Below are 19916 nucleotides of genomic sequence, written 5' to 3'. Positions count from 1 at the left end.
CATGGCTGAGGGAGACCATGCCTGAGGGAGACACCGTCTACCAGGCCGCGGACCGGCTGCGCCGAGCGCTCGCGGGGCGGGTGCTCACGGCCACCGACTTCCGCGTACCCGCGTACGCGACCGTGGACCTCAGCGGGCAGCGCGTCGACAACGTGGTCAGCCGCGGGAAGCACCTGCTGATCCGGGTGGGCGGGCACAGCATCCACAGCCACCTGAGAATGGACGGTTCATGGGAGGTGTATCCGCCGGACGGCCGCTGGCGGCATCCCGCGCACCAGGCGCGCGTCGTTCTCCGGACCAAGGAGGGCGAGGCGGTCGGGTTTCTGCTCGGGACGCTGGACCTGCTTCCTCGCGAACGGGAGGACGAGGCGGTCGGCCACCTCGGACCGGATCTGCTGGACCCGGGCTGGGATGCGTCGTCGGCCGCCGAGGCGGTGCGACGCCTCCGGGAGCGTCTGGGGACGCCGGTCGCGGTCGCCCTGCTCGATGAGCGCGTGCTCGCGGGGATCGGGAACGTCTACGCGAACGAGCTGTGCTTCCTGCGCGGGATGCTGCCGACCCGGCCGGTGCGCGAAGCGGACATCCCCGCCGCTGTCGATCTCGCCCACCGGTTGCTGACCGCGAATCGCGACCGGAGCGTGCGGGTGACCACCGGCGACACCCGCCGCGGGCGCACCGTCTGGGTGTACGGACGGCAGGGGCAGCCGTGCCGGCGCTGCGGGACGCCGATCCGGCGGGGCCGGCTCGGGTACACGGAGCTGACAGAGCGGGTCACCTACTTCTGCCCGGTCTGCCAGAGCTGATCCGGGCGGGCACGGCGGAACCGTAAGAGTTCTCGCAGCGAGCTTTGCCGTGCGACCGCTGGGAGATTAGCCCGGACTTGCTGGCGATTTCTCGGGAACGCTGCGCGGAAACAGGCCCTTCGCAGGGTGCGCGCTCTAACGTTTCGGTGTGCGACGCCCGAATTTCTCTGTGAACGATCCCGGCGCCGACGGCGATGAGCCGGCGACCGAGATCCTCGGCCGCGTGCCCGCGAACCAGCAGCGCGACCCGCGCCGGCCGGTGCGGGCGACCCGGCCGGCGACCGAGGCACCTTCGGGGCGTACACGGGCCGGTGCGAGCGCTGCGAGAGCGGCGGAGTTCGATCCGTTCGGGCTGAGCGGAGGAGGTCGCAGCGGAGACGGCGGCTGGGGCGGCCCGAGCCTCCCGGGAGGCGGCGGCGGAGACGGCAGCGGCGGCCGTCCTCCCCGCAAGCGCCGCCGCGCGAAGCGGATCATCGCCTGGACGGCGGCCTCCCTCGCTGTGCTCCTGGTCGTCGTGGGCGGGTACGCGGCCTACAGCTACTTCCGGTTCGTGGGAGGGGTCTCCCGCGTCGATGTGATCGACAAACCGGCGCACGACGTGGACGGTCAGGACCAGAACATCCTGCTGGTCGGCGACGACCACCGGCCCGATGGCGCGACGCAGGCCGAACTCGACCAGCTGAGCACCACCGGCGACGGGGGCGGCACCAACACGGACACGATGATGATCCTGCACGTCCCGGCCGATGGGAAGTCCGCCACACTGATCTCGCTGCCGCGCGACTCCTGGGTGGCGGTGCCCGGCCACGGGATGAACAAGCTCAACGCCGCGTTCTCGCTCGGCGGCGGCGCGAGCGACTCGGCCGCGGGCGCGAAGCTGCTCATCCAGACCGTGCAGAACCTCACGGGGCTGGGCATCGACCACTACGTCCGGGTCTCACTGCTCGGCTTCTACACCATTGCGCAGGCTCTCGGCCCGATCCAGGTGTGCCTGAACGAGGCGGTCGACGACCCCTACTCGGGAGCGAAGTTCCCTGCCGGAGTCTCGACGTTGGACGCGAAGCAGGCGCTGTCGTTCGTGCGTCAGCGGCACGGGCTGCCGCGCGGCGACCTGGACCGCGTCGTCCGCCAGCAATACTTCCTCTCCGTCGAGGCGCGCAAGTTCCTCTCCGCGGGAACGCTGCTGAACCCGGGCAAGCTGACAAAGGTGCTGGATGCCGTGAGCGGCTCGATCGAGACCGACCCCGGTCTCGACTTCTTGCAGCTCGCCGCGCAGTTGCAAGGCCTGACCGGCGGCAAGATCCAGTCGGCCACGATCCCGATCACCGGCACTCCGACAATCACCGTGGACGGCGAGGACCTCTCGATCGTCGAGGTGGACACGGCAGCGATGCCGGCGTTCGTCCAGAGCCTGATGGGCACGCCGAGCGCCTACGAGGACGCCAAGGCCGCGAAACCGGCGGAGACGACCGTCACCGTCCTCAACGGCGGCAGCCAGAACGGCGCCGCCGCCAGCGCGACCCAGACATTCGCCGCAGCCGGGTTCAAGACCGGGACGGCCGGCGACGCGAGCACCCGCGCGACCACGGTCATCCAGTATCCGAAGGGCCAGGAATCGCAGGCCAAGGCCGTCGCCGCCTACCTCGCCGGGGCCGCGGTGCAGGAGACGGCCAGCGTCAGCACGGTGACGGTGGTGCTCGGCGACGACGGCATCATGCCCGCCGCGCCGTCCACAGCGGCCTCGGGCTCGCCGGCCCCGGCCGCGCCGGCGCCCACACCCTCCGGTCCGGCGACCAGCTACTCGGACAAGGTGTGCATCAACTGACGCCTTGGCGCGGGGCTCCCGCGACGGACAGGGTCACGGCAGCCGGCTGCCCGGTCCGGTGACGGTGTGAGCGTGCGCGACACGCCGGATCGGGAGCCGGTCTCTCAGCGGCGGGATGCCGCACCTGGGCGGGGCGCTCGACCGCCATCCCCCCATCCGCTGCCCGGCCGAGACGGCGGGAAGCGTTCTACGGCAGTCGAGCGTCCGCCCCCGCCACCCTAATACATGCATACCCGGCCGATCGGTTCGCTTCCCTGTGCGCCCTGCCTCGCGGCGTTCGCTACGATGAAAACCCGGGGAACGCCGTCATCCGGTGGCAGCACCAGCACGGGGAGGCACGATGCCGGCACAGAAGAAGCAGGCCAAGCGAGTGAGCATGCGTCTGGTCTACATCGATTTCTGGTCGGCGCTGAAAATGTCCTTCCTGGTCAGCCTGATCGTCGCCCCCTTCACCATCGTGCTGACGCTTCTTCTCTGGGCGGCCCTCGAACGCTTCGGAGCCCTCGGGGCCGCCAGCGACTTCCTGGCCAGCATCGCCGGAAAGAAAGGCGCCACGCTCGTCTCCGATCTCACCTTCCCGAACGTGATGACCTTCACCCTGGTCGTCGCCCTGCTGGAAGTCATCGTCGTCTCCGCGCTCGGGGCGATCGTCGCCGCGCTCTACAACCTCGCCACCAACGTCGCCGGGGGCTGGAAGCTCATTTTCGGGAACGAGTGAGTTCCAGTCCGCCCACCAGCAGGCCGACGCCGAAGCCGAAGCCGCCGACCGGATCCTCCGCCCCGGTCGCCGCCCCCCGATCGGCGCCGGTCAGGACGCCGAAGCTGTCGTACTGCGTCCGCTGCTGCTCGTGTGAGACGTGGCCGAGAATGAAATGCAGCAGCGCGTCGGCGGCACGGCGAGAGGTCGCCGCGTCGAAGCCGCCGCCCGCGACGGCGCTCGCGAGACGGTCGCGCGCGACGGTCGAGCCGAGTCCGAGCGCGAGCGTGCTCGCGACCACCTCGGCGCCGTCGCGGCAGGCGAGCAGCGCATCCCGGAGCCGATCGGCCTCGGCGCGGACGCCGCTCGTCCATGACCCGCAAGGCTCCGGGCGCACGGATGTCGCCGCGCTCGCAACGATGCGGTCCGCGAGCTCGGCCAGCAGGGTCTGTTTGTTGGGGAAGTGCCAGTAGAGCGCGCTCGGCTGCACCTCGAGCGCCGCTGCCAAGCGGCGCATCGTGAGATCGGGAAGCCCGACATCGTCGAGGATACGCAGCGCCGCCTCCGCCACATCGTCGCGGGTGTGCCGACGTGTGCTTTCGGTGCCTGTCACGGCACCACTATAGTGAACGCTGTTCAGGTGAACACCGTTCAGGTTAGGACCCGCCATGACCTCCGCCCCCGCACCGACCCCGCCGCGCGCGCGCTCGCGCCGCCTCGACGCGCGGGACATCGCGCGCGTCGCCGCCTCCGCCGCGCTGGTCGCCGTCCTCGGACTGCCCGGCGGGCTCACACTGTTCGGCGCTGTGCCGATCACCGCGCAGACCCTCGGCGTGATGCTGGCGGGCGCGATCCTCGGGCCGTGGCTCGGCGCCCTCTCGATGACCGTGCTGCTCACGCTCGTCGCCGTGGGACTGCCGCTCCTCGCCGGCGGACGCGGCGGCGCGGCGGTCTTCGGCGGGCCCTCCGCCGGCTACGCGCTCGGCTGGGTCTTCGGCGCCCTGACGATCGGCCTCCTCGTCCACGCGGGCGGCCGGAAGCCGGTGCTCTGGCGCACCGCGCTCGGGATCGCGACCGGCGGCATCCTCGTCGTGTACGCGGCCGGCATCCCCGTGCAGAGCTTCGTGACGCGACTGCCGCTCGCCGAGACGGCACTGACCAGTCTCGTGTTCGTCCCCGGCGACATCGCGAAAGCGGTGCTCGCGACGGCCATCACGATGACACTGGTGCGCGCCTACCCGCGCGCGTTCCGCCGCACCTGGGCGCACCGGCGGGCGCCGCGACCAGCCCCGGAGGCGGCGGCGGTCCCGTGATCGTCCTCCTCCGCTCGGGCGACCCCGCCCTCCTCGAACGGCTGAGCGCCGTCCGGTCAGCCGGCGACATCCCTCTCGTCGGCGACGATCGCTGGGCGCGTGCGCAGTGGAGGGCTGTGCGGGCGGCCGCCGCGGCGGCACAGCCTCCGGCCGGGACGGCGTGGGCGACACTGACCTCGGGCAGCAGCGGCGCACCGCGCATCGTGCTGCGGAGCGAGGAATCGTGGGCGGCCTCGTACGCCGCGGTCGCGGGGTATCTGGGGGTCGAGCGGGGAGACGCTGTGGCGCTTCCCCTTCCGGCATCGTCGTCGCTCACGCTCTTCTCGCTCGCCCACGCGCTCGCCGCCGGCCTCCGCCCGGCCGTCGGAGCCGCCGCCGCCGGCTCCGCCGCCGCGCTGCACGCGACGCCGCAGGCGCTCCGCGCCGCACTGGAGACTCCCGCGGCCTCCGTCCCGCTGCGCTCCGCCCTCGTCGGCGGCTCCCACCTCGACCCTGCGCTCCGTTCCCGCGCCGCCGCCGCGGGCGTCCGCCTGACCGCGTACTACGGCGCGGCCGAACTCTCCTTCGTCGCCGTCGACTCCGGCGACGGCCTGCGCGCCTTTCCCGGTGTCGACCTCGACCTCCGCGACGGGACGCTCTGGGTGCGTTCCCCGTTCCTGGCCTCCGGCTACGCCGGCGCGCCCGGGCCGCTGCGCCGCGACGGCGCTTGGGCGACCGTCGGTGACCGTGCCGAGTCGTCGGGCGGGCGGCTGCGGCTGCTCGGCCGCGCGGACGACGCCATCCTGAGCGCATCGGCCACGATCGTCCCGGAGGAGGTCGAAGCCGTGCTGCGGACGGCGCCCGGCGTTCGCGATGCGGTGGCGTTCGGCCTCCCGAGCGGTCCGATCGGGGCGCTGGTGGCAGCGCTGGTCGAACCGGAGTCCGGGCAGGACATCGAGCTGTCGGCGCTCCGCGCAGTCGCGGCCGCGGAGCTGGCCACCGCCCACCGCCCGCGACGGTGGTTCGCGGGAGCGCTCCCCCGGAGCGCGTCGGGCAAACCGGCGCGCGCCGAAGCGGCCCGCCGCGCGCGCGACGGGGAGGTGCGGTCGCTTGGCTGACCCCGTCATCATCGCGGCACGCCGCACGCCCATCGCCACCCGCGGGCGCGCGCTCGCCGGTTTCCGGGTGGAAGAACTCGCCGCTGCCGTGCTGCGGGCCGCGTTCGCGGACGGGGAGGCCGCCGCGAACGCTTCCCTCCCGCTCGCGGATGTGCTTCTCGGCAACTGCATGGGGCCGGGCGGCAACCCGGCGCGCGTGGCCGCTCTCGCGGCGGGGTTCGGCGCGGCGGTCCCCGGCGGAACCGTCGACCGGCAGTGCGGAAGCGGGCTCGCGGCCGTGCTCGACGCGGTCTCGGCGATCCGCGCGGGCGATGGCCGGGTGCATCTGGCGGGTGGCGCGGAGAGCGCCTCCACAGCGCCCGTCCGCGCCTCCGGCGGCGTCCGCTACGACCGCGCTCCGTTCGCACCGGCCGGGTTCCCAGACCCGGACATGCCGCGCGCAGCGGAGGATCTCGCCTGGGCGGACGGGATCTCGCGGGAGCGGCAGGACGCCCACGCGGGCCGCAGCCACGCGCGGGCCCGCGCCGCGCGGGAGGCCGGCCGGTTCGCCGGCGAGCTCGTACACCTCGGCGGGTGCGAGAGCGACGACGCGATCGGCAGGGCCGCCCGGCTGCTCGGACGGCTTCCCGCGCTCTTCCCGGGCGGGACGGTGACGGCGGGGACCTCGACGCGCATCGGCGACGGCGCCGCCGCGGTGCTGGTCGCCCCGCCGGGGACGGCAGCGGGGCTCGCCGTGCGATCCGGAGCGATCGTCGGCTGCGATCCGGCACGGCCCGGAGTCGGAGCGGCGCCGGCCATCCTCGCTGCGCTCGAGGCGGCGGCGGTTCCGGTCGGCGACATCGCCGCGATCGAGCTGGTGGAAGCGTTCGCCGCGCAGAGTCTGGCCGTCCTCGGCCGCATCGGCGTCGCGGACGACGACCCGCGCGTCTGTGCGGACGGCGGCGCGCTGGCGCTGGGGCACCCCTGGGGGGCGAGCGGGGCGGTGGCCGTGGTGCGGCTGTTCAGCCGGCTGGTGCGCGCGGGGGCCCCGGCCGGGACCCTCGGCGTCGCGGCCGCTTCCATCGGTGGCGGGATGGGTGTGGCCGCCGTGGTGGAGGTGGTGCGGTGAGTGTGCTCCACCTCGACGCCGCCACGGTCCGCCTGGGCGACACCGACGCGCTGCGCGAGGTCTCGCTCACGCTCGGCGCCCGCACGATCGCGGTGATCGGGGAGAACGGATCGGGCAAGTCGACGTTCGCGCGGCTGCTCGGCGGGCTGGCCGAGCCCACCGCGGGCGAGGTCCGCATCCTGGGCCTCGACCCACGCCGAGACGCCGCCGAGCTGCGCCGCCGCACCGCTCTCGTGTTCAGCAACCCGGACGCGCAGATCGTGATGCCGACGGTCGCGGAGGATGTCGCCTTCTCCCTCCGCCGGGAGCGGCTGCCGCGCGCGGAGTCGGCGGCGAGGGTCGCCGAGGCGCTTCAGCGCTTCGGGCTGGCCGCCCTGGTCGATCGGCCCTCGCACGATCTCTCCGGTGGCCAGAAGCAGTTGCTCGCCCTGTGCGGCGCGTTCGTCCGGAGGCCGGAGCTGGTCGTCGCCGATGAGCCGACGGCGTACCTGGACGCGCGCAATGCCCGCCGCGTGGCCGGCCATCTGTTCGAGGACGCCGGGCACCGGCTCGTGCTCGTGACGCACGACCTCGCCCTGGCGGCGCGCTGCGAGACGGCGGTCCTGTTCGCGGAGGGCCGTCTCGCGGCGACCGGCGCTCCGGAGACGGTGCTCTCCGAGTACGAGAGGAGGCTCGCGTGCTGACGCTCTACCGGCCCGGGAACGGCTGGCTGCACCGGATGCCGGCCGGTCCCAAGACCCTTCTGCTCCTCGCGCTGGTCCTCGCCGTGTCGGCGCTGCCGAGCCTGTGGGCCGCGGCAGCGGTCGCCGCCGGCGCGGGCGTCCTGGCCTACGCGACGGCGGGACTCGGCGACGGGATGCTCGGGATGCTCGAGCTGGCGCGGCAGGTCCTGGCCGTGCGCTGGCTGATCGCGATCACTCTCGCCGGTCAGCTCGTCTTCCTCGGACCGGAGCCGGCCGTGTCCAACACGGCCCGCGTGACGACGGCGATCGTCCTCGCGGGGCTCCTCGTGCTGACCACACGGGCGACCGATCTGCTCGACGCCGTCGAGCGCGGCCTCCGCCCGCTCGCACGGGTGCGGCTCGATCCGGAGCGGGCGGCGCTGCTCCTGACAGTCACATTCGGGACGATCCCCGTGCTCGCCCGCCTGGCCGGGGACGTCCGGGACGCGCAGCGCGCCCGCGGCGTGCGCGGCGGCCCCGGCGCCTTCCTCGTCCCCTACACGATCGTCGCGCTGAAGCACGCCGACGAGCTGGGCGACGCGCTGGCGGCAAGGGGCGTCCGGTGAGCCGGCCGCGGGTGCTCGGCCCGGTCGTGGACGAGCGGACCCGCTGCGTCCACTACCGGACACCGCTGGATGTGATCGCGATCCGGTTCGCGTGCTGCGGCGAGTACTACCCGTGCCACCTCTGCCACGCCGAGACCGCCGGGCATCCCGCGCGCCCCTGGCCGGCCGCCGAGCGAGGTGTACACGCCATCCTGTGCGGGGTCTGCGGGGAGACGCTCACCATCGCCGACTACCTCGAAACGGAGAACTGCCCGGCGTGCGCGACGCCGTTCAACCCGGGCTGCAAAGCACACGCAGGGCTGTACTTCGAGGTCTGAGCGGAGCGCACCAGCGGCACGCATTCGCGAGCGGCGGCGCGGCGGCGCCCGCCCCCGGGGACAGAAACACGCCGCGAGACAGACCCGGTCTGCGGCACGGATGCGGTTGACTGACGCTTCAGCCTTTCCGCACCGAAGCTTCACCGCACCGCAGATCGAAAGGATCGACCGACCATGACGTACCAGACACCGCCCCCGCCCGCCCCCGACGCATCGCTGCCCGGTGGGACCGTTCCACTCTGGGCTCCGCTGCCCGGCGCAAGCCTCGGCGCGAGCGTGCGGCGCTTCTTCCAGAAGTACGCGGACTTCACCGGGCGTGCCAGCCGCAGCGAGTACTGGTGGTGGTTCCTGTTCGACGTCATCGTCAACGTCGTGCTCTGGGGGCTCGCGCTCATCTCCGGCCTCGCCGGCAGCACGATCGCCGAGGACGGCACAGCGGTCCCCGGTCCTGGCTCCTGGATGGTCGGCGTCCTGGGGTTCCTCTGGTTCGTCGCGACGGTCGTGCCGTGTCTGGCCCTGATCTGGCGTCGCCTCCACGACGCCAACTTCGCAGGGCCGTGGTTCTTCATCACATTCATCCCGTTCGGCAGCATCGTGCTCCTGGTGTTCACACTGCTTCCGTCGGCCCCGGCAGGCGCCCGGTTCGACCGGCCCCGCGGCTAGCACTACGCCCGTCCGCCGCCACGGAGGACAGGGGACGGAAAGGGAGGAACTTTCCGACGAGAAGGGCCGGAAGACCGGAAACGGAGGAGAACGGGGCCAGGATAGGCCGGATCTCCTCCGTTTTTGCCCGGACGGGGCCGGGTCGGCTGGCATCACCTCAAGGGTGATATCCCGCCCATCGGCGGACGATCGCGACGAGGCGGGAGAGGCCCGCGCCTACTCTCGTGGAGTCGTCACTGAGTCGTGACCGACAACGCTCGAGGAGAGGTGATGGGGCTCCGTTCCCCGAGCCGGCTGTCGGCCGCGGCGCTCATCGGGTGGGCCTCCGCGGCCGACAGCCCCGGACGGACGGCGCTTGGACGCGTCTGCCGCAGAGCTGCGCCGAACTCTGCCTCCCCGGCGCGTCCTCTCGCACACCGGCCAGCCCCGCCGAGAGACCGGGCGACGCGGGCTCCGCTGTCACCTTGATGCCCCGGGACAAACCCCGGAGAAGGGGGAGGGATCGGGACCGATGCGGGTAAGCAACCGATCCCTCCCCGGGGCCCACCGCCTGCTCGAATGGGAAGGCCCGTCGTCCCGGGGCGGCAACAGGACCCGAACCCGTCCGCCTCGAAACATCCCCATCCTGTCCCGCCCGCAGGCCCCTGGGCGACGAACGAACCCGAATTAGGCGTTCCACTCAGCCAGCGCCGTTCCGCCGACGCCGTCACCCCAGCAGCGTCAGGACGACCAGGGCGAGGTTGAGCAGCACCACCAGCGCCGCGACAACGCCGCCCGCGGCACGCACCCAGAGCGCATCGGCCCGGTCGCCCATGAGGGCCCGGGAGCCGGTGAGGCGCAGCAGCGGGATCATCGCGAACGGGATGCCGAGGCTGAGGACGACCTGCGACAGCACGAGCGCCCTGGTCGGGTCGACACCGAGGGCGAGGAGGACGACGGCCGGGATGAGGGTGACGACCCGGCGCGCGAGCAGAGGCACCCGCACCGTCAGGAGTCCGCTCATGATGGTGGCCCCAGCGTAGCTGCCCACCGAGGTGGAGGCGAGACCGGAGGCCAGCAGGCCGATCCCGAAGATCACTCCGATGGCGGGTCCGAGCGCCGCGGTGATCGCCGCGTGAGCGCCCTCGATCGTGTCGGTCCCGGGAACGCCCGGGAGCGACGCGGCCGCAAGCAGGAGCATGGCGATGTTGACGGCGCCGGCGACGATGAGCGCGAGGACAACATCCAGCCGGGTGGCGCTCAGCAGCGTGCGGATGCGGCCGGGGTCGTCGGTCGCGCCGTGCCGGTCGCGCGCGAGGGCCGAGTGCAGGTAGATCGCGTGCGGCATCACAGTCGCTCCGAGCATGCTCGCGGCGAGCAGCACCGTCGGCGTGCCGTCGAACCGCGGGAGCAGCCCGCCCGCGGCCTCGCCCCAGTCCACCGGGCTCACGACCAGCCCGGCGAGGAAGCCGACGGAGATGACCGCGAGGAACCCGACGATGACCAGCTCGAACGTTCGCTGGCCGTGGCGCGATTGGAGGGCGAGGATGCCGATGGAGACCACGCCCACGATGAGCCCGCCAAGCGGCAACGGCAGCCCGAACAGCAGGTTCAGCGCGATCGCGCCGCCGATGACTTCGGCGATGTCGGTCGCGGCGGCCACCACCTCCGCCTGGGCCCAGTAGCCACGCCGGGCGCCCGCGCCCAGCCGTTCGCCGAGAAGCTCCGGGAGGCTCCGGCCGGTCACGATGCCGAGCTTCGCCGACTGGTACTGCACGAACACTGCGATCGCATTGGCGGCGACGAGCACCCACACGAGCAGGTACCCGTAGCTCGCTCCCGCCGTGAGGTTCGCCGCGACGTTCCCCGGGTCGACATAGGCGATCGCTGCGACGAACGCGGGGCCCAGCAACAGCAGCCGTCCGGCGCCCAGCCGGCCCGGCCCCGGCCCCTTCGCACGCTCGCCGGCGATGACGGCGACGTCGCCTCCTCCGCTCATCCTCTTTCTCCTCTCCCGGCCGACGGCATCGACCTCTGCGCATGATGTTAGGCGAGCCTAATATCATTGTTCTTAACCTCTCACACCACTCAACCCGTCGCCAGCGCCACTCGGAGACAGAGGGCACCACCTACGTTCTGAAGGCCGACCCCGACGAAAGCGAGAGAACCGCCGATGACACCGGACGAGCGTCCCCTGACACACCGCCGCCGCCCGATCCGCCACCGAGCGGCCGTGCGACGCCGCCGGCGGCTCACGCTGCTGATCGCCGGCTCGCTCACTGCTGTCCTGGTCGCGGCCTGCACCGTGACAGCGTACGCCTACGTCGATCTCACCAGTTCCCTCCACCGCTCCGGCTTCACCCTGGCCGCACCGTCCGGCTCGCCCACACCGACACCGCACGGCGAGGTGAACATCCTGGTGATGGGGCTCGACAGCCGGGTGGACCAGAACGGCGACCCGCTCCCGCGCGAGCTGTACCAAGCGCTCCACGCGGGCGACCAGAGCGACGGCGGGTACAACGCGAATGTCCTCATGCTCGTCCACCTGCCCGCCGACGGGGGGAAAGCGGTCGGGATCTCGATCCCCCGCGACGACTACGCCCCGCTCTCGGGCGCGCCGGACAGCGTGAGGACATCGAAGATCAAGGAGGCCTACGGCCTCTCCCTCGACGAGAACCTGCGCGCGCTGCGCAAACAGGGCGTCGCCCGGGCCGACGCCTACCAGCAGGCGCGCGCAGCCGCACGGCAGACCCAGATCCGGACGGTCTCGGACTTCCTCGGCGGTGTGCGGATCGACCACTTCATCGAGATCACGATGGCCGCTTTCGAGCGCGTGGCGCAGGCAGTGCAGCCCATCACGGTGTGCCTCAACCACGCGACGAAGGACAAGTACTCGGGCGCCGACTTCCCCGCGGGCATGCAGGAGCTCAACGCGGCGCAGGCGATGAGCTTCGTCCGGCAGCGGCGCGACACCGGGCCGTCCGACCTCGAGCTGACCGATCTCGACCGGACGCGACGGCAGCAGGCGTTCATCCTCTCGCTCGCGCACAAGCTGCGCCGCGCCGAGACCTTCACCGACCTGGGCACGCTGCAGCGGCTGCTGGACACCGCGAAGCAGTACATCGCCGTGGACGACGGGTTCGATCTGCTGAGCTTCGCCGGCGATGCGCAGCGGCTCTCCGGCGGCGGACTGTCGTTCCAGACCCTGCCGGTCGCGCGGTTCGCGACCGTCGACGGGAAATCCGTGAACATCGTGGACCCGGCGACGATCCAGGGCATCGTCGCCGGTCTGCTCGGCACGGGGAGCGCTTCGCCGACGCCGGCGACAGCGCCCCCGGCGACGGGATCCACGGCCCCGTCGCCACCCGCTCTGAACCACAGCACGGCGACCACCGCCCCGGACGCTCCGCTCGAGGCGGGCGGCATCCCCTGCGTGAACTGAGCCACTCACTCCCCCACTCAGGCATCGCACTGTGCCGATAGCTTCACAGCACGCACACCGACGGGAGGGGTTCGGATGGGGACGTTGCAGATCGGCAGCACGGCACGGATCGAGCTGGACGACATGGAGCTGGAGCAGTTGCGGGTCGCGATGGGGGTCAAACTCCGGTGCCGGGAGATGTTCGCCGTGAGCTGGACGGAGCAGACGCAACGGGGCGCTTCGGAGCAGAGCGTGCTCGTCGGGCCGGGTCAGCCGCTGCTGTTCTCCTTCGACTCCTGCGAGCGGCCGAAGACCGATCGCGCCCGGGTGGGCGAGCTGCTCGGCGCCGCCAGCACCCTGTCGGGTATGCGCATCGAGACGTCACCTAAACCCGTCCGCCGCTCCACTCGGACAGACGTGGGTGCCGCACGATGAGGACATGCCAAAGCAAATAAGGATAGCCTTACCTCACTCGACCGGGTCGGGCCCCCGCCTGTCCGGCGTCGTCCCGGGAGGCGTGGCCGTCGTGCGCCGCGTCGTCGGGGAACGTCCAGAGGTGGTCCAGAGACTGCAAGACCTGGGCTTCACGCCCGGAGCGACCGTCCGCGTGCTGCGGAGGGCCCCGCTCGGCGACCCGGCACACTACCGCGTCGGGTCCGTCGAGATCTGCCTGCGCCGCGCCCAGGCGTCCCTGGTCGAAGTGACCGAGGGATGAACGCGGTCGAGACGCCGACGACGCTCGCCCTCGTCGGCCAGCCGAACACGGGGAAGAGCAGCGTCTTCAACCTGCTGACCGGGCTCACCGCCCGCACCGGCAACTACCCGGGAATCACCGTCGCCCGGAAGCAGGGGACCTTCCAGGCGGACGGACGGCCGTTCGTCGTGGAGGACCTGCCCGGGACGTACAGCCTGACGCCGCTCAGCCCGGACGAGGCGATCGTCACCGCCCGGCTGGGCGGGGAGGACGGGACGCAAGAGCTCCCCGACGCGCTGCTCGTCGTCATCGACTCCACGCGACTCGAACAATCGCTCGTGCTGCTCGGGCAGATCCTGCAGCACGGCATCCGCACCGCCGTCGTCCTGACGATGACCGACGAGCTGGCGCGCCGCGGCGGGAGCATCGACGTCGACAGCCTGGAGCGGGCCATCGGCGCTCCGGTGATCTCCGCCGTCGCCACCCGGCGCTCCTCGGGCGCGCTGCTGCGCGAGTTCTGCTCCACGTCGGCGAGCTGGTCGGCGCCGCTCCTGCCGCCCCCGGCGGATCGGGAGGAACTGGTCGCGTGGACGCGCTCGGTCGCGGCCGCCGCCGGGCACCGGCCGCCGGGCGTCGACCGCACGACGGACCGGGCGGACGCCCTGCTGCTGCATCCCGTCGTCGGCGTCGGTGTCTTCGCCTGCGTGATGTTCGTGTTCTTCCAGCTCATCTTCACCGTCGCCGCACCGGCCCAGGATGCCATCACCGACCTCTGCGGCCAGCTCGCCACACTGGTCGACGCCGCGGTGCCGTGGCCGTGGCTGGCGAGCCTGCTGGCGGACGGGGTGATCGGCGGAGTGGGGACCGTCGTCGCCTTCCTGCCGCAGATCGCCCTGATGCTCCTCATGCTCGCCTTCCTCCAGGATTCGGGGTACCTCTCCCGCGCGGCCTTCCTGATGGACCGGGTGATGTCGCAAGCCGGGCTGGAGGGCCGGGCGTTCGTGGCGCTGCTCTCGTCGTTCGCCTGCGCCATCCCCGGGATCATGGCGACGCGCACCCTGCCCTCCGCGCGCCACCGGATCGCGACCATGGTCGCCGCCCCCCTGGTCACCTGCTCCGCACGGCTCCCGGTGTATGTCCTCCTCGTCGGGATGCTGGTGAGCCCGCACGCCCGCTTCGGGCCGTTCCAGGCGCAGGGGCTGGTGATGTTCGCCCTCTACCTTTTCGGCGCGGTCGTCGCGATGGCGGCCTCCTGGGTGGTCGCGCGCTTGCAGGGCGGACGGCGCTCAGAGGGGGTGTTCTTCTCGATGGAGATGCCGCCCTACCGGCGGCCCACGCTGCGCTCGCTGGCTCTGTCCACCTGGGCTGCCATCGCCATGTTCCTGCGCAAGTGCGGCACCATCATCCTCGCCGCGAGCGTCGTCATGTGGCTCCTGCTCAACATCGCCGCTCCGGGCGCGGCCGTCGCGCGCTCGGCCTCGGCTTCCGCGCCCGCGATCGACCGGAGCGTCGCCGCGGAGATCGGGCGCTTCGTGGAGCCGGTGTTCGAGCCGCTCGGCTTCGACTGGCACATCAACGTGGCGGTGCTGGCGTCGCTCACCGCGCGGGAGACCTTCGTCTCGACGCTCGGGCAGATCGCCGCCGCCGACGACGCCGACCACCCCGCGTCGGCGCTGCGCGCCATGGAGCGGGTGGACGAAGCGGGACACTCGGTTCCGCTGTTCTCACCCGGCACGATCGCGGCTCTGATCGTGTTCTTCATGTTCGCCCTGCAGTGTATGTCGACCATCGCGGTGATGCGGCGAGAGTCCGGCGGGTGGCGCTGGCCTCTGATCGCCTTCGGCTCGATGTTCGCGCTCGCGTGGACAGGCGCCTGGATCGCGAACATCGCGTTCGGCTGGCTGTCGGGCACGGCATGAGCGCCGTGCCGATGCATCCCGAGGCGGTACCCGGACGCCCGGCGGCCCTCCTGTGGACGGTCCCGGACGGTCTGTTCCCCCGCAGCGGCGAGGTGATCGCCGCTCCGGGGGAGCTCGGAGCGCTGCTGTCCGGCGGCGAGCTGGCCGAGCTGCGCCTGACCGGCGGGAAGGTGCTCGTCGAGCTGAACGACGCGCTCGGCTGGCGCCGATCCGGCGACGCGATCCGGCGATCGCTGGGCGATGCGCTGAGCGCCCCCGGAGCGTGGACGCTCTCCAGCCCGGCGAGCGTCCCGTCGCCCGCCGACGACGAATCGCTCCAGGCCGCGCTCGTACAGTTGCTCGACGGAGCCGCGGGAGACTTCATCCGCTCGCACGGAGGCCGACCCACGATCGTCTCGGTCCATGAGGGCGTCGTGACACTGCGCCTGGGCGGCACCTGCGGCACCTGCCCGGCGGCCGGCCAGACCGTCGCCAACCGGATCACGGCGCACCTGCGGGAGAGCCACCCGGAGGTGCGCTGCGTGCTGGATGCGCCGGCGCTGTGGCCGCGCCGCGCGATCTGAGCGCGCGTCAGCTCCCGCTGAACAGCGTCTCGCCGACGTACCCGCCCGGTTCGCAGCCGGGCGGGAGGGCGAAGACCGCCGAGCCGACCGGTGTCGTCCACTGGTTCATCAGGTCGAGCTGATCCAGGCGCCGCTGGAGCGGCACGAACTGCGCGTCGATATCGGCCTGGTACGAGACGAACAGCAGCCCCGAGTCGCTCACCCCGCTCCCGGGCCGCTCATCGTAGTTGTACCCGCGCCGGTAGATCCGCTGCGCGGTGTCCGAAGAGCGCGCGCGGCGGATGTGCGCGTAGGCCGGGATCACCGGGAACCCGAACTCGTTCATCGCGCCGAAGTCGGGCTCGCTGTGCTCAGTGCCCCCGGTGATCGGCGCCCCGGTGCCGAGGGTGCGGCCGACCGCCTCCTCGCGTCCCGGGCGGTCCAGGAGATCCCAGCGGTCGACATCCATCGCGATCCGGCGCAGCACCATCCCGGTGCCGCCGTGCAGCCAGCCGGGGTTCCCCGCCCGGCGCCAGACGAGCTCGGCGAAGTCGGCGCTGCCCGGCACGGGATTCGCGGTGCCGTCCACCTGACCGAAGAGATTGCGGCCGGTCGCACGGGCGCGCTGCGTGCCGCGGGCGTTGCGGAACCCCGTCTGAACCCACCGCACTCCGGCGAACCCGCGGGCGTCCTTCAGCAGCATGCGGCGAGCGTGAGCCAGCGTGAGAGGGTCGTCGGACGCGAGATGCAGCAGCAGATCGCCGTGACTCCACTCGTCGCGGAGACGATCGACGCCGAAGGCCGGGAGCGGGCGCAGCCAGGCGGGCGGCTCGGCGCCGACGCGCCGCACCAGACCGGGGCCGAAGCCGAAGGTCACGGTGAGCCCGGCCGGCCGGGCGGCCAGCTCCGGTTCGGTGTCAGCGAGCGCCGCCTCGCCACGGGTCAGATCGGCGGCGTCGGCGGAGAGGACGAGCAGCATCCGCTGGATCGCGCTCCGGTCCGTCTCCGGGTGGAGATCGAGCGCGATGAACGCCGAGTGCGCCGCGGGAGGGGTCTCGATCCCGGACTGCCGCCGCCCGTGGAAGGCCACCGACCGGCGCCCGTCGACGGTCTCTGCCGGCGCCGCGGCGGGGCGGGCGGCCGCGAGCCCGGCGACGAGGGACGAGGTCGCGCCGATCCCGGCGACCGCCGCTCCCCCGAGGAGGAACTGCCGCCGCCGGACGCGCCCGCCGGGCCCGGAGCCGGTCATCCCTTGTAGTTCTCGTTCGCCCCGGAGAAGTCCTTCACCAGGATGGCGACGCAGGAGGTCGAACCGTCGGAGAATCGCAGCGTCACCGAGATCTCCTGCCCGGCCTTGAGCGGCGCTTTGAGGCCCATCAGCATGATGTGGCTGCCACCGGGTGCGAGGTGCAGGGTCGAGCCGGCCGGGATGCGGAACCCGCTCTTCGCCTCCTGCATCGTCTCCGCGCCGTTCTTGGTGACCGTCTCGTGGAGCTGGAGGCTCGAGGCCGTGGAGCTGGAGGCCCCCACCACGATCACCGTCCCGGAGCCCGTGTTCTTCACATCGCCGAACGCCGCGGTCATCCCGGAGTCGGCCGCCTTGGCCCACGCTCTGCTCACCTGCACGCCGTCCGCCTGTTTTGCCGGGGTCTGCGCCGAGGCGGGCAGATGGACGGCGCAGCCGGTGAGGCCGAGCAGGATCGCTGCCACGGTCGTGGCGCGAAGCAGCCTGGTGGTTTTCGTCATTCGTACGTCCTCTTCAGCTCAGGGGGTCGGTCGAGAGTGTGCCCACCGATTCAATCCGCGCGCGGCGGGACCAAGTGACGACCGGGTGCGCAACCCGGCCGAATAGGTGGGCGCCGGCTGCCGCTGAGTGGAAGCCCGACCCGACGCCGACCCCCGAACACCACTCATCCCGCTCCGCTGGCCACTCGTGACCGCTTCCGCCGTCGGACACTGGGCAGCAAGGAACGTATGTCACGAGAGGAATTAACGATGCAGAACCGTGGCTTCAACGGGCAACGAGCCCTGGCCCCACCCGGACCGGCGACGATGGCCGCGGCCGCGCGCTCTGACGGCGCAGCGCCGCCGCCGTCCACCCGCGAGGTCACCCAGCGCGTCACCCTGGTGGGGACGGGCACCGTGCCCACCCACGACAGTGTGGTCGCCTTCGAGCGTGTGACGAGCGGCGGGCACGTCATCGACGCCGGGATCACGGACCCGGTCTTCGATCGCGACGGCGCCTTCCGGCTGTCCAGTTCGCTCGAACTGCGGGAGGGCGCGACCTACCACCACTACAACCCTCTCGATCGCGCGGTATCCGGAGCCCGCGGTCGCCCAGAGCCTGAGCTGCGAGGTCGCTACAGCGGGCGGGAAGCGGCTGGCGCAGATCGAAAGCCACGATTCCGACGAAGTCACCTGCTCCTTCCGCCTCCCGGAGACAACTGATGCGCGCCGCGAGAGAGAATCGCCGCCGCCGGATCGCCGCCGCGGCGGCGATCGCCCTGGTGGCGCTCGCGCTGAGCGGGTGCGTGGCGCAGACGCAGCAGCCGGCCGCCACCAGCTCAGCGACCTCGGCCCGGACGGCGGGGGTCGTGGAATACGGGTCGGGCGCAAAAACCGTCGACCTGTATGTCGATCCCCTGTGCCCTTACTGCCGCCACTTCGAGCAGCTGTCGGGGCCGATGCTCCTGAGCGAGGCGAAAGCGGGCCGGCTGACCCTGCGCGTGCATCCGATGGCGATCCTCGATCGGCTCTCGAACGGGACGCGGTACTCGACCAGGGCCGCGGCCGCGGTGCTCACGGTCGGCGCGAGCCATCCGGACTCGTGGCCGGCCTTCCTCGCCAAACTGTTCGAGAACCAACCCGAGGAGAACAGCGTGGGACTCACCGACGAGCAGCTCGAAGCGCTCGCGGCCGACGCCGGGACCCCGGTCACCCTCACCGGCGGGGCCAGCCCGATGGAAACGGAAGTCGCCAGCGCGACCGAGACCGCCCTCCAGCTGGGGGTCTCCCATGTGCCGACCGTGATGGTGGATGGGAAAGTGTTCCCGGGCAGCAGCCAGCAGACCGCAGAGTTCGAGAAGTTCTACCGCAGCAATTAGCAGTGCTCGGTCAGGTCTCGTCGGTGGCTGCGGCAGCACCCCCTGACGTCCCGTTCCACCGAAGTCCAGAATCGTGTACTCGGCTTGCGCGGCGCGACCACCCCGGTCAGGAGGGTGGCCCGCTCCGCAGCGGAATCAGAGGTGAGTGCGCGAGTGCGGCGGGCGGCTACAGCTCCCAGCCCGTCCACGACGACCACCCATCGCCCCCAGCGGCAACGACCTCAGCGGCGATGGAGACGACGTGTTCCGCCCGATCCTCCATGTCCTCAGTGCTGGCTGCGGGTATGCAGCGTCCGCGGGCTGTCGGAGCGGACGAGTTCACAGGTGGAGGGGGATGAGGAGGTTGGATTCGCCGATCTCTGCGTCTGTGGACGGGTCGAAGGCCATGACTGCTGCTTTACCGTTGATGAGACGACCGGTGGCCACGGAGAATGTGCCGTCCGCAGTGGCGTACACCGGCCCGCCTTCCGGGTCGAACCATCCGGCGTTCGGATCATTGGTCGTCTTCAGCCGAGAACCGGGCGGCGCCCAACGTCCTCTGGGTCACGGGTGTGGCGGCGGACGGCGTGTGAGAGCGTCCCGCAGCGGAGTTCACCCGAGTGTGGGGTGACGTGGAGCATCTGTCTGTCGGGCCTGGAGCGGTGGCGGACGAGGAGGAGGCCTGCGGTGAGTAGTAGCGCTGCGGTGCCGCTGAGGGCGATGATCGCGGTGTCGGAACCGGTGCTGGCGAGGCCGTCGTTGTTACCGCCGGCGTTGTTGGCGGCTGTTTTACCGTTTCCCGTGCTCTGGATCTCCCAGGCGAGGCTGGTGGAGACGGTTTTGCCTTGAGCGGTGGGGTTGAGGGTCCAGATGATCTGGTAGGTCTTCGACGCATCGGCGGTGCCGTCCGGCGCCCAGGTGCCGACGCCGGCCGGGTAGGAGATGTCCTTCGTGAGGAAGTGCGCAAGGCTGCCAGTGTAGACGGTCCCGTCCGCGGCCGCGGTGAAGGTGCCCCCTTTTTTTCTTTGTTCCCTCGGTGATGGTGAGGGTGAAGTACTGTGCGATCTGCGAGGGGTCGGACACGTTCGCCGCGTAGACCTTGACCGCCCTGACGGCACCGGCCTTGGCCGTGATCGTGTTGCTGCCAGACTGACCCGGAACGATATT

22 protein-coding genes are annotated in these 19916 nt (G+C 71.9%); 17 read left to right on the top strand and 5 right to left on the bottom strand.

The features are described from left to right. Positions 1 to 17 precede the first annotated feature (17 nt). The 3 genes from O159_RS01650 (at position 18) to O159_RS01640 (ending at position 3346) form a co-directional block, all read left to right on the top strand. Positions 18 to 803, top strand: coding sequence for a DNA-formamidopyrimidine glycosylase family protein (locus O159_RS01650; RefSeq protein ID WP_021754037.1), 786 nt, complete (start codon positions 18 to 20; stop codon positions 801 to 803). Positions 804 to 972: 169 nt separating this feature from the next. Beyond that, complete coding sequence (locus O159_RS01645) at positions 973 to 2628, top strand: LCP family protein (protein ID WP_236609514.1); 1656 nt, start codon at positions 973 to 975, stop codon at positions 2626 to 2628. Positions 2629 to 2968: 340 nt separating this feature from the next. Continuing rightward, the gene (locus O159_RS01640) at positions 2969 to 3346 is read left to right on the top strand and encodes a DUF3566 domain-containing protein (RefSeq protein WP_021754035.1); all 378 of its coding nucleotides are present in this window, start codon (positions 2969 to 2971) and stop codon (positions 3344 to 3346) included. Here O159_RS01640 and O159_RS01635 read toward each other — a convergent pair. Further along, positions 3327 to 3938 carry a TetR family transcriptional regulator gene (locus O159_RS01635; RefSeq protein WP_081689919.1) on the bottom strand — a complete coding sequence of 204 codons (612 nt, stop codon included), beginning with the start codon at positions 3936 to 3938 and terminating at the stop codon, positions 3327 to 3329. The genes O159_RS01640 and O159_RS01635 overlap by 20 nt on opposite strands. 55 nt (positions 3939 to 3993) lie before the next feature. Here O159_RS01635 and O159_RS01630 point away from each other — a divergent pair, with 55 nt between their 5' ends. From O159_RS01630 to O159_RS01600, 7 genes are all read left to right on the top strand, one after another. After that, positions 3994 to 4638: a biotin transporter BioY gene (locus O159_RS01630; protein ID WP_021754033.1), complete on the top strand. Its 645-nt coding sequence runs from the start codon at positions 3994 to 3996 to the stop codon at positions 4636 to 4638. After that, complete coding sequence (locus tag O159_RS01625) at positions 4635 to 5735, top strand: AMP-binding protein (RefSeq protein ID WP_021754032.1); 1101 nt, start codon at positions 4635 to 4637, stop codon at positions 5733 to 5735. The genes O159_RS01630 and O159_RS01625 overlap by 4 nt, the downstream gene beginning before the upstream one ends. After that, complete coding sequence (locus O159_RS01620) at positions 5728 to 6843, top strand: acetyl-CoA C-acyltransferase (RefSeq protein WP_021754031.1); 1116 nt, start codon at positions 5728 to 5730, stop codon at positions 6841 to 6843. Before O159_RS01625 ends, O159_RS01620 begins: the two co-directional genes overlap by 8 nt. Beyond that, on the top strand, positions 6840 to 7526 hold the full coding sequence (locus tag O159_RS01615; RefSeq protein WP_021754030.1) for an energy-coupling factor ABC transporter ATP-binding protein: 687 nt from the start codon (positions 6840 to 6842) through the stop codon (positions 7524 to 7526). The genes O159_RS01620 and O159_RS01615 overlap by 4 nt, the downstream gene beginning before the upstream one ends. Next, positions 7520 to 8131, top strand: coding sequence for an energy-coupling factor transporter transmembrane component T family protein (locus tag O159_RS01610; RefSeq protein ID WP_021754029.1), 612 nt, complete (start codon positions 7520 to 7522; stop codon positions 8129 to 8131). The genes O159_RS01615 and O159_RS01610 overlap by 7 nt, the downstream gene beginning before the upstream one ends. Further along, complete coding sequence (locus O159_RS01605) at positions 8128 to 8448, top strand: CHY zinc finger protein (protein WP_021754028.1); 321 nt, start codon at positions 8128 to 8130, stop codon at positions 8446 to 8448. Before O159_RS01610 ends, O159_RS01605 begins: the two co-directional genes overlap by 4 nt. A gap of 174 nt (positions 8449 to 8622) precedes the next feature. Next, on the top strand, positions 8623 to 9111 hold the full coding sequence (locus O159_RS01600) for a DUF805 domain-containing protein (protein ID WP_021754027.1): 489 nt from the start codon (positions 8623 to 8625) through the stop codon (positions 9109 to 9111). A gap of 706 nt (positions 9112 to 9817) precedes the next feature. Here O159_RS01600 and O159_RS01595 read toward each other — a convergent pair. Further along, positions 9818 to 11089 (bottom strand): Nramp family divalent metal transporter, encoded by a 1272-nt coding sequence (locus O159_RS01595; RefSeq protein ID WP_021754026.1) that lies wholly within the window; start codon positions 11087 to 11089, stop codon positions 9818 to 9820. 174 nt (positions 11090 to 11263) lie between these two features. Here O159_RS01595 and O159_RS01590 point away from each other — a divergent pair, with 174 nt between their 5' ends. The 5 genes from O159_RS01590 to O159_RS01570 all read left to right on the top strand — a co-directional run bounded on the left by O159_RS01590 (position 11264) and on the right by O159_RS01570 (position 15687). Continuing rightward, a complete protein-coding gene (locus O159_RS01590) occupies positions 11264 to 12532 on the top strand; it encodes an LCP family protein (RefSeq protein ID WP_021754025.1) in 1269 nt (422 codons plus the stop codon). Positions 12533 to 12607: 75 nt separating this feature from the next. Further along, on the top strand, positions 12608 to 12946 hold the full coding sequence (locus O159_RS01585; RefSeq protein WP_021754024.1) for a DUF7882 family protein: 339 nt from the start codon (positions 12608 to 12610) through the stop codon (positions 12944 to 12946). A 4-nt stretch (positions 12947 to 12950) separates the two neighbouring features. Next, positions 12951 to 13226 (top strand): FeoA family protein, encoded by a 276-nt coding sequence (locus tag O159_RS01580; protein WP_043993890.1) that lies wholly within the window; start codon positions 12951 to 12953, stop codon positions 13224 to 13226. Further along, the gene (gene feoB, locus O159_RS01575; RefSeq protein ID WP_021754022.1) at positions 13223 to 15124 is read left to right on the top strand and encodes a ferrous iron transporter B; all 1902 of its coding nucleotides are present in this window, start codon (positions 13223 to 13225) and stop codon (positions 15122 to 15124) included. The genes O159_RS01580 and feoB overlap by 4 nt, the downstream gene beginning before the upstream one ends. Next, positions 15121 to 15687: a NifU family protein gene (locus O159_RS01570; protein WP_021754021.1), complete on the top strand. Its 567-nt coding sequence runs from the start codon at positions 15121 to 15123 to the stop codon at positions 15685 to 15687. The genes feoB and O159_RS01570 overlap by 4 nt, the downstream gene beginning before the upstream one ends. A gap of 7 nt (positions 15688 to 15694) precedes the next feature. Here O159_RS01570 and O159_RS01565 read toward each other — a convergent pair whose 3' ends face one another. Both O159_RS01565 and O159_RS01560 read right to left on the bottom strand, forming a co-directional pair. Then, positions 15695 to 16915, bottom strand: coding sequence for a Dyp-type peroxidase (locus O159_RS01565; RefSeq protein WP_021754020.1), 1221 nt, complete (start codon positions 16913 to 16915; stop codon positions 15695 to 15697). Continuing rightward, the gene (locus O159_RS01560; RefSeq protein ID WP_021754019.1) at positions 16912 to 17412 is read right to left on the bottom strand and encodes a copper chaperone PCu(A)C; all 501 of its coding nucleotides are present in this window, start codon (positions 17410 to 17412) and stop codon (positions 16912 to 16914) included. Before O159_RS01560 ends, O159_RS01565 begins: the two co-directional genes overlap by 4 nt. Before the next feature lie 249 nt (positions 17413 to 17661). On the opposite strand from O159_RS01560, the gene O159_RS01555 reads away from it, so the two are divergent. Together O159_RS01555 and O159_RS01550 are read left to right on the top strand one after the other, a co-directional pair. After that, entirely contained in the window at positions 17662 to 18114 is a 453-nt protein-coding gene (locus O159_RS01555) for a hypothetical protein (protein WP_021754018.1), read from the top strand. Beyond that, entirely contained in the window at positions 18114 to 18770 is a 657-nt protein-coding gene (locus tag O159_RS01550) for a DsbA family protein (protein WP_021754017.1), read from the top strand. Before O159_RS01555 ends, O159_RS01550 begins: the two co-directional genes overlap by 1 nt. 506 nt (positions 18771 to 19276) lie before the next feature. Here the strand turns inward: O159_RS01550 and O159_RS14375 are convergent. Further along, on the bottom strand, positions 19277 to 19867 hold the full coding sequence (locus O159_RS14375; RefSeq protein ID WP_169725646.1) for an LPXTG cell wall anchor domain-containing protein: 591 nt from the start codon (positions 19865 to 19867) through the stop codon (positions 19277 to 19279). Positions 19868 to 19916: the final 49 nt, after the last annotated feature.

It is taken from the genome of Leifsonia xyli subsp. cynodontis DSM 46306, from assembly GCF_000470775.1.
GTDB classification, from domain to species: Bacteria; Actinomycetota; Actinomycetes; order Actinomycetales; family Microbacteriaceae; genus Leifsonia; species Leifsonia cynodontis.
The sequence above is the reverse complement of the archived record's forward strand: the minus strand, read 5'-3'. Positions and strand labels throughout refer to the sequence as shown.

Coding starts and splice junctions, on each gene's coding strand:
- O159_RS01650 (WP_021754037.1), top strand. CDS start 18: ATGCCTGAGGGAGACACCGTCTACCAGGCCGCGGACCGGCTGCGCCGA.
- O159_RS01640 (WP_021754035.1), top strand. CDS start 2,969: ATGCCGGCACAGAAGAAGCAGGCCAAGCGAGTGAGCATGCGTCTGGTC.
- O159_RS01630 (WP_021754033.1), top strand. CDS start 3,994: ATGACCTCCGCCCCCGCACCGACCCCGCCGCGCGCGCGCTCGCGCCGC.
- O159_RS01600 (WP_021754027.1), top strand. CDS start 8,623: ATGACGTACCAGACACCGCCCCCGCCCGCCCCCGACGCATCGCTGCCC.
- O159_RS01595 (WP_021754026.1), bottom strand. CDS start 11,089: ATGAGCGGAGGAGGCGACGTCGCCGTCATCGCCGGCGAGCGTGCGAAG.
- O159_RS01590 (WP_021754025.1), top strand. CDS start 11,264: ATGACACCGGACGAGCGTCCCCTGACACACCGCCGCCGCCCGATCCGC.
- O159_RS01585 (WP_021754024.1), top strand. CDS start 12,608: ATGGGGACGTTGCAGATCGGCAGCACGGCACGGATCGAGCTGGACGAC.
- O159_RS01580 (WP_043993890.1), top strand. CDS start 12,951: ATGCCAAAGCAAATAAGGATAGCCTTACCTCACTCGACCGGGTCGGGC.
- feoB (WP_021754022.1), top strand. CDS start 13,223: ATGAACGCGGTCGAGACGCCGACGACGCTCGCCCTCGTCGGCCAGCCG.
- O159_RS01570 (WP_021754021.1), top strand. CDS start 15,121: ATGAGCGCCGTGCCGATGCATCCCGAGGCGGTACCCGGACGCCCGGCG.
- O159_RS01565 (WP_021754020.1), bottom strand. CDS start 16,915: ATGACCGGCTCCGGGCCCGGCGGGCGCGTCCGGCGGCGGCAGTTCCTC.
- O159_RS01560 (WP_021754019.1), bottom strand. CDS start 17,412: ATGACGAAAACCACCAGGCTGCTTCGCGCCACGACCGTGGCAGCGATC.
- O159_RS01555 (WP_021754018.1), top strand. CDS start 17,662: ATGCAGAACCGTGGCTTCAACGGGCAACGAGCCCTGGCCCCACCCGGA.
- O159_RS01550 (WP_021754017.1), top strand. CDS start 18,114: ATGCGCGCCGCGAGAGAGAATCGCCGCCGCCGGATCGCCGCCGCGGCG.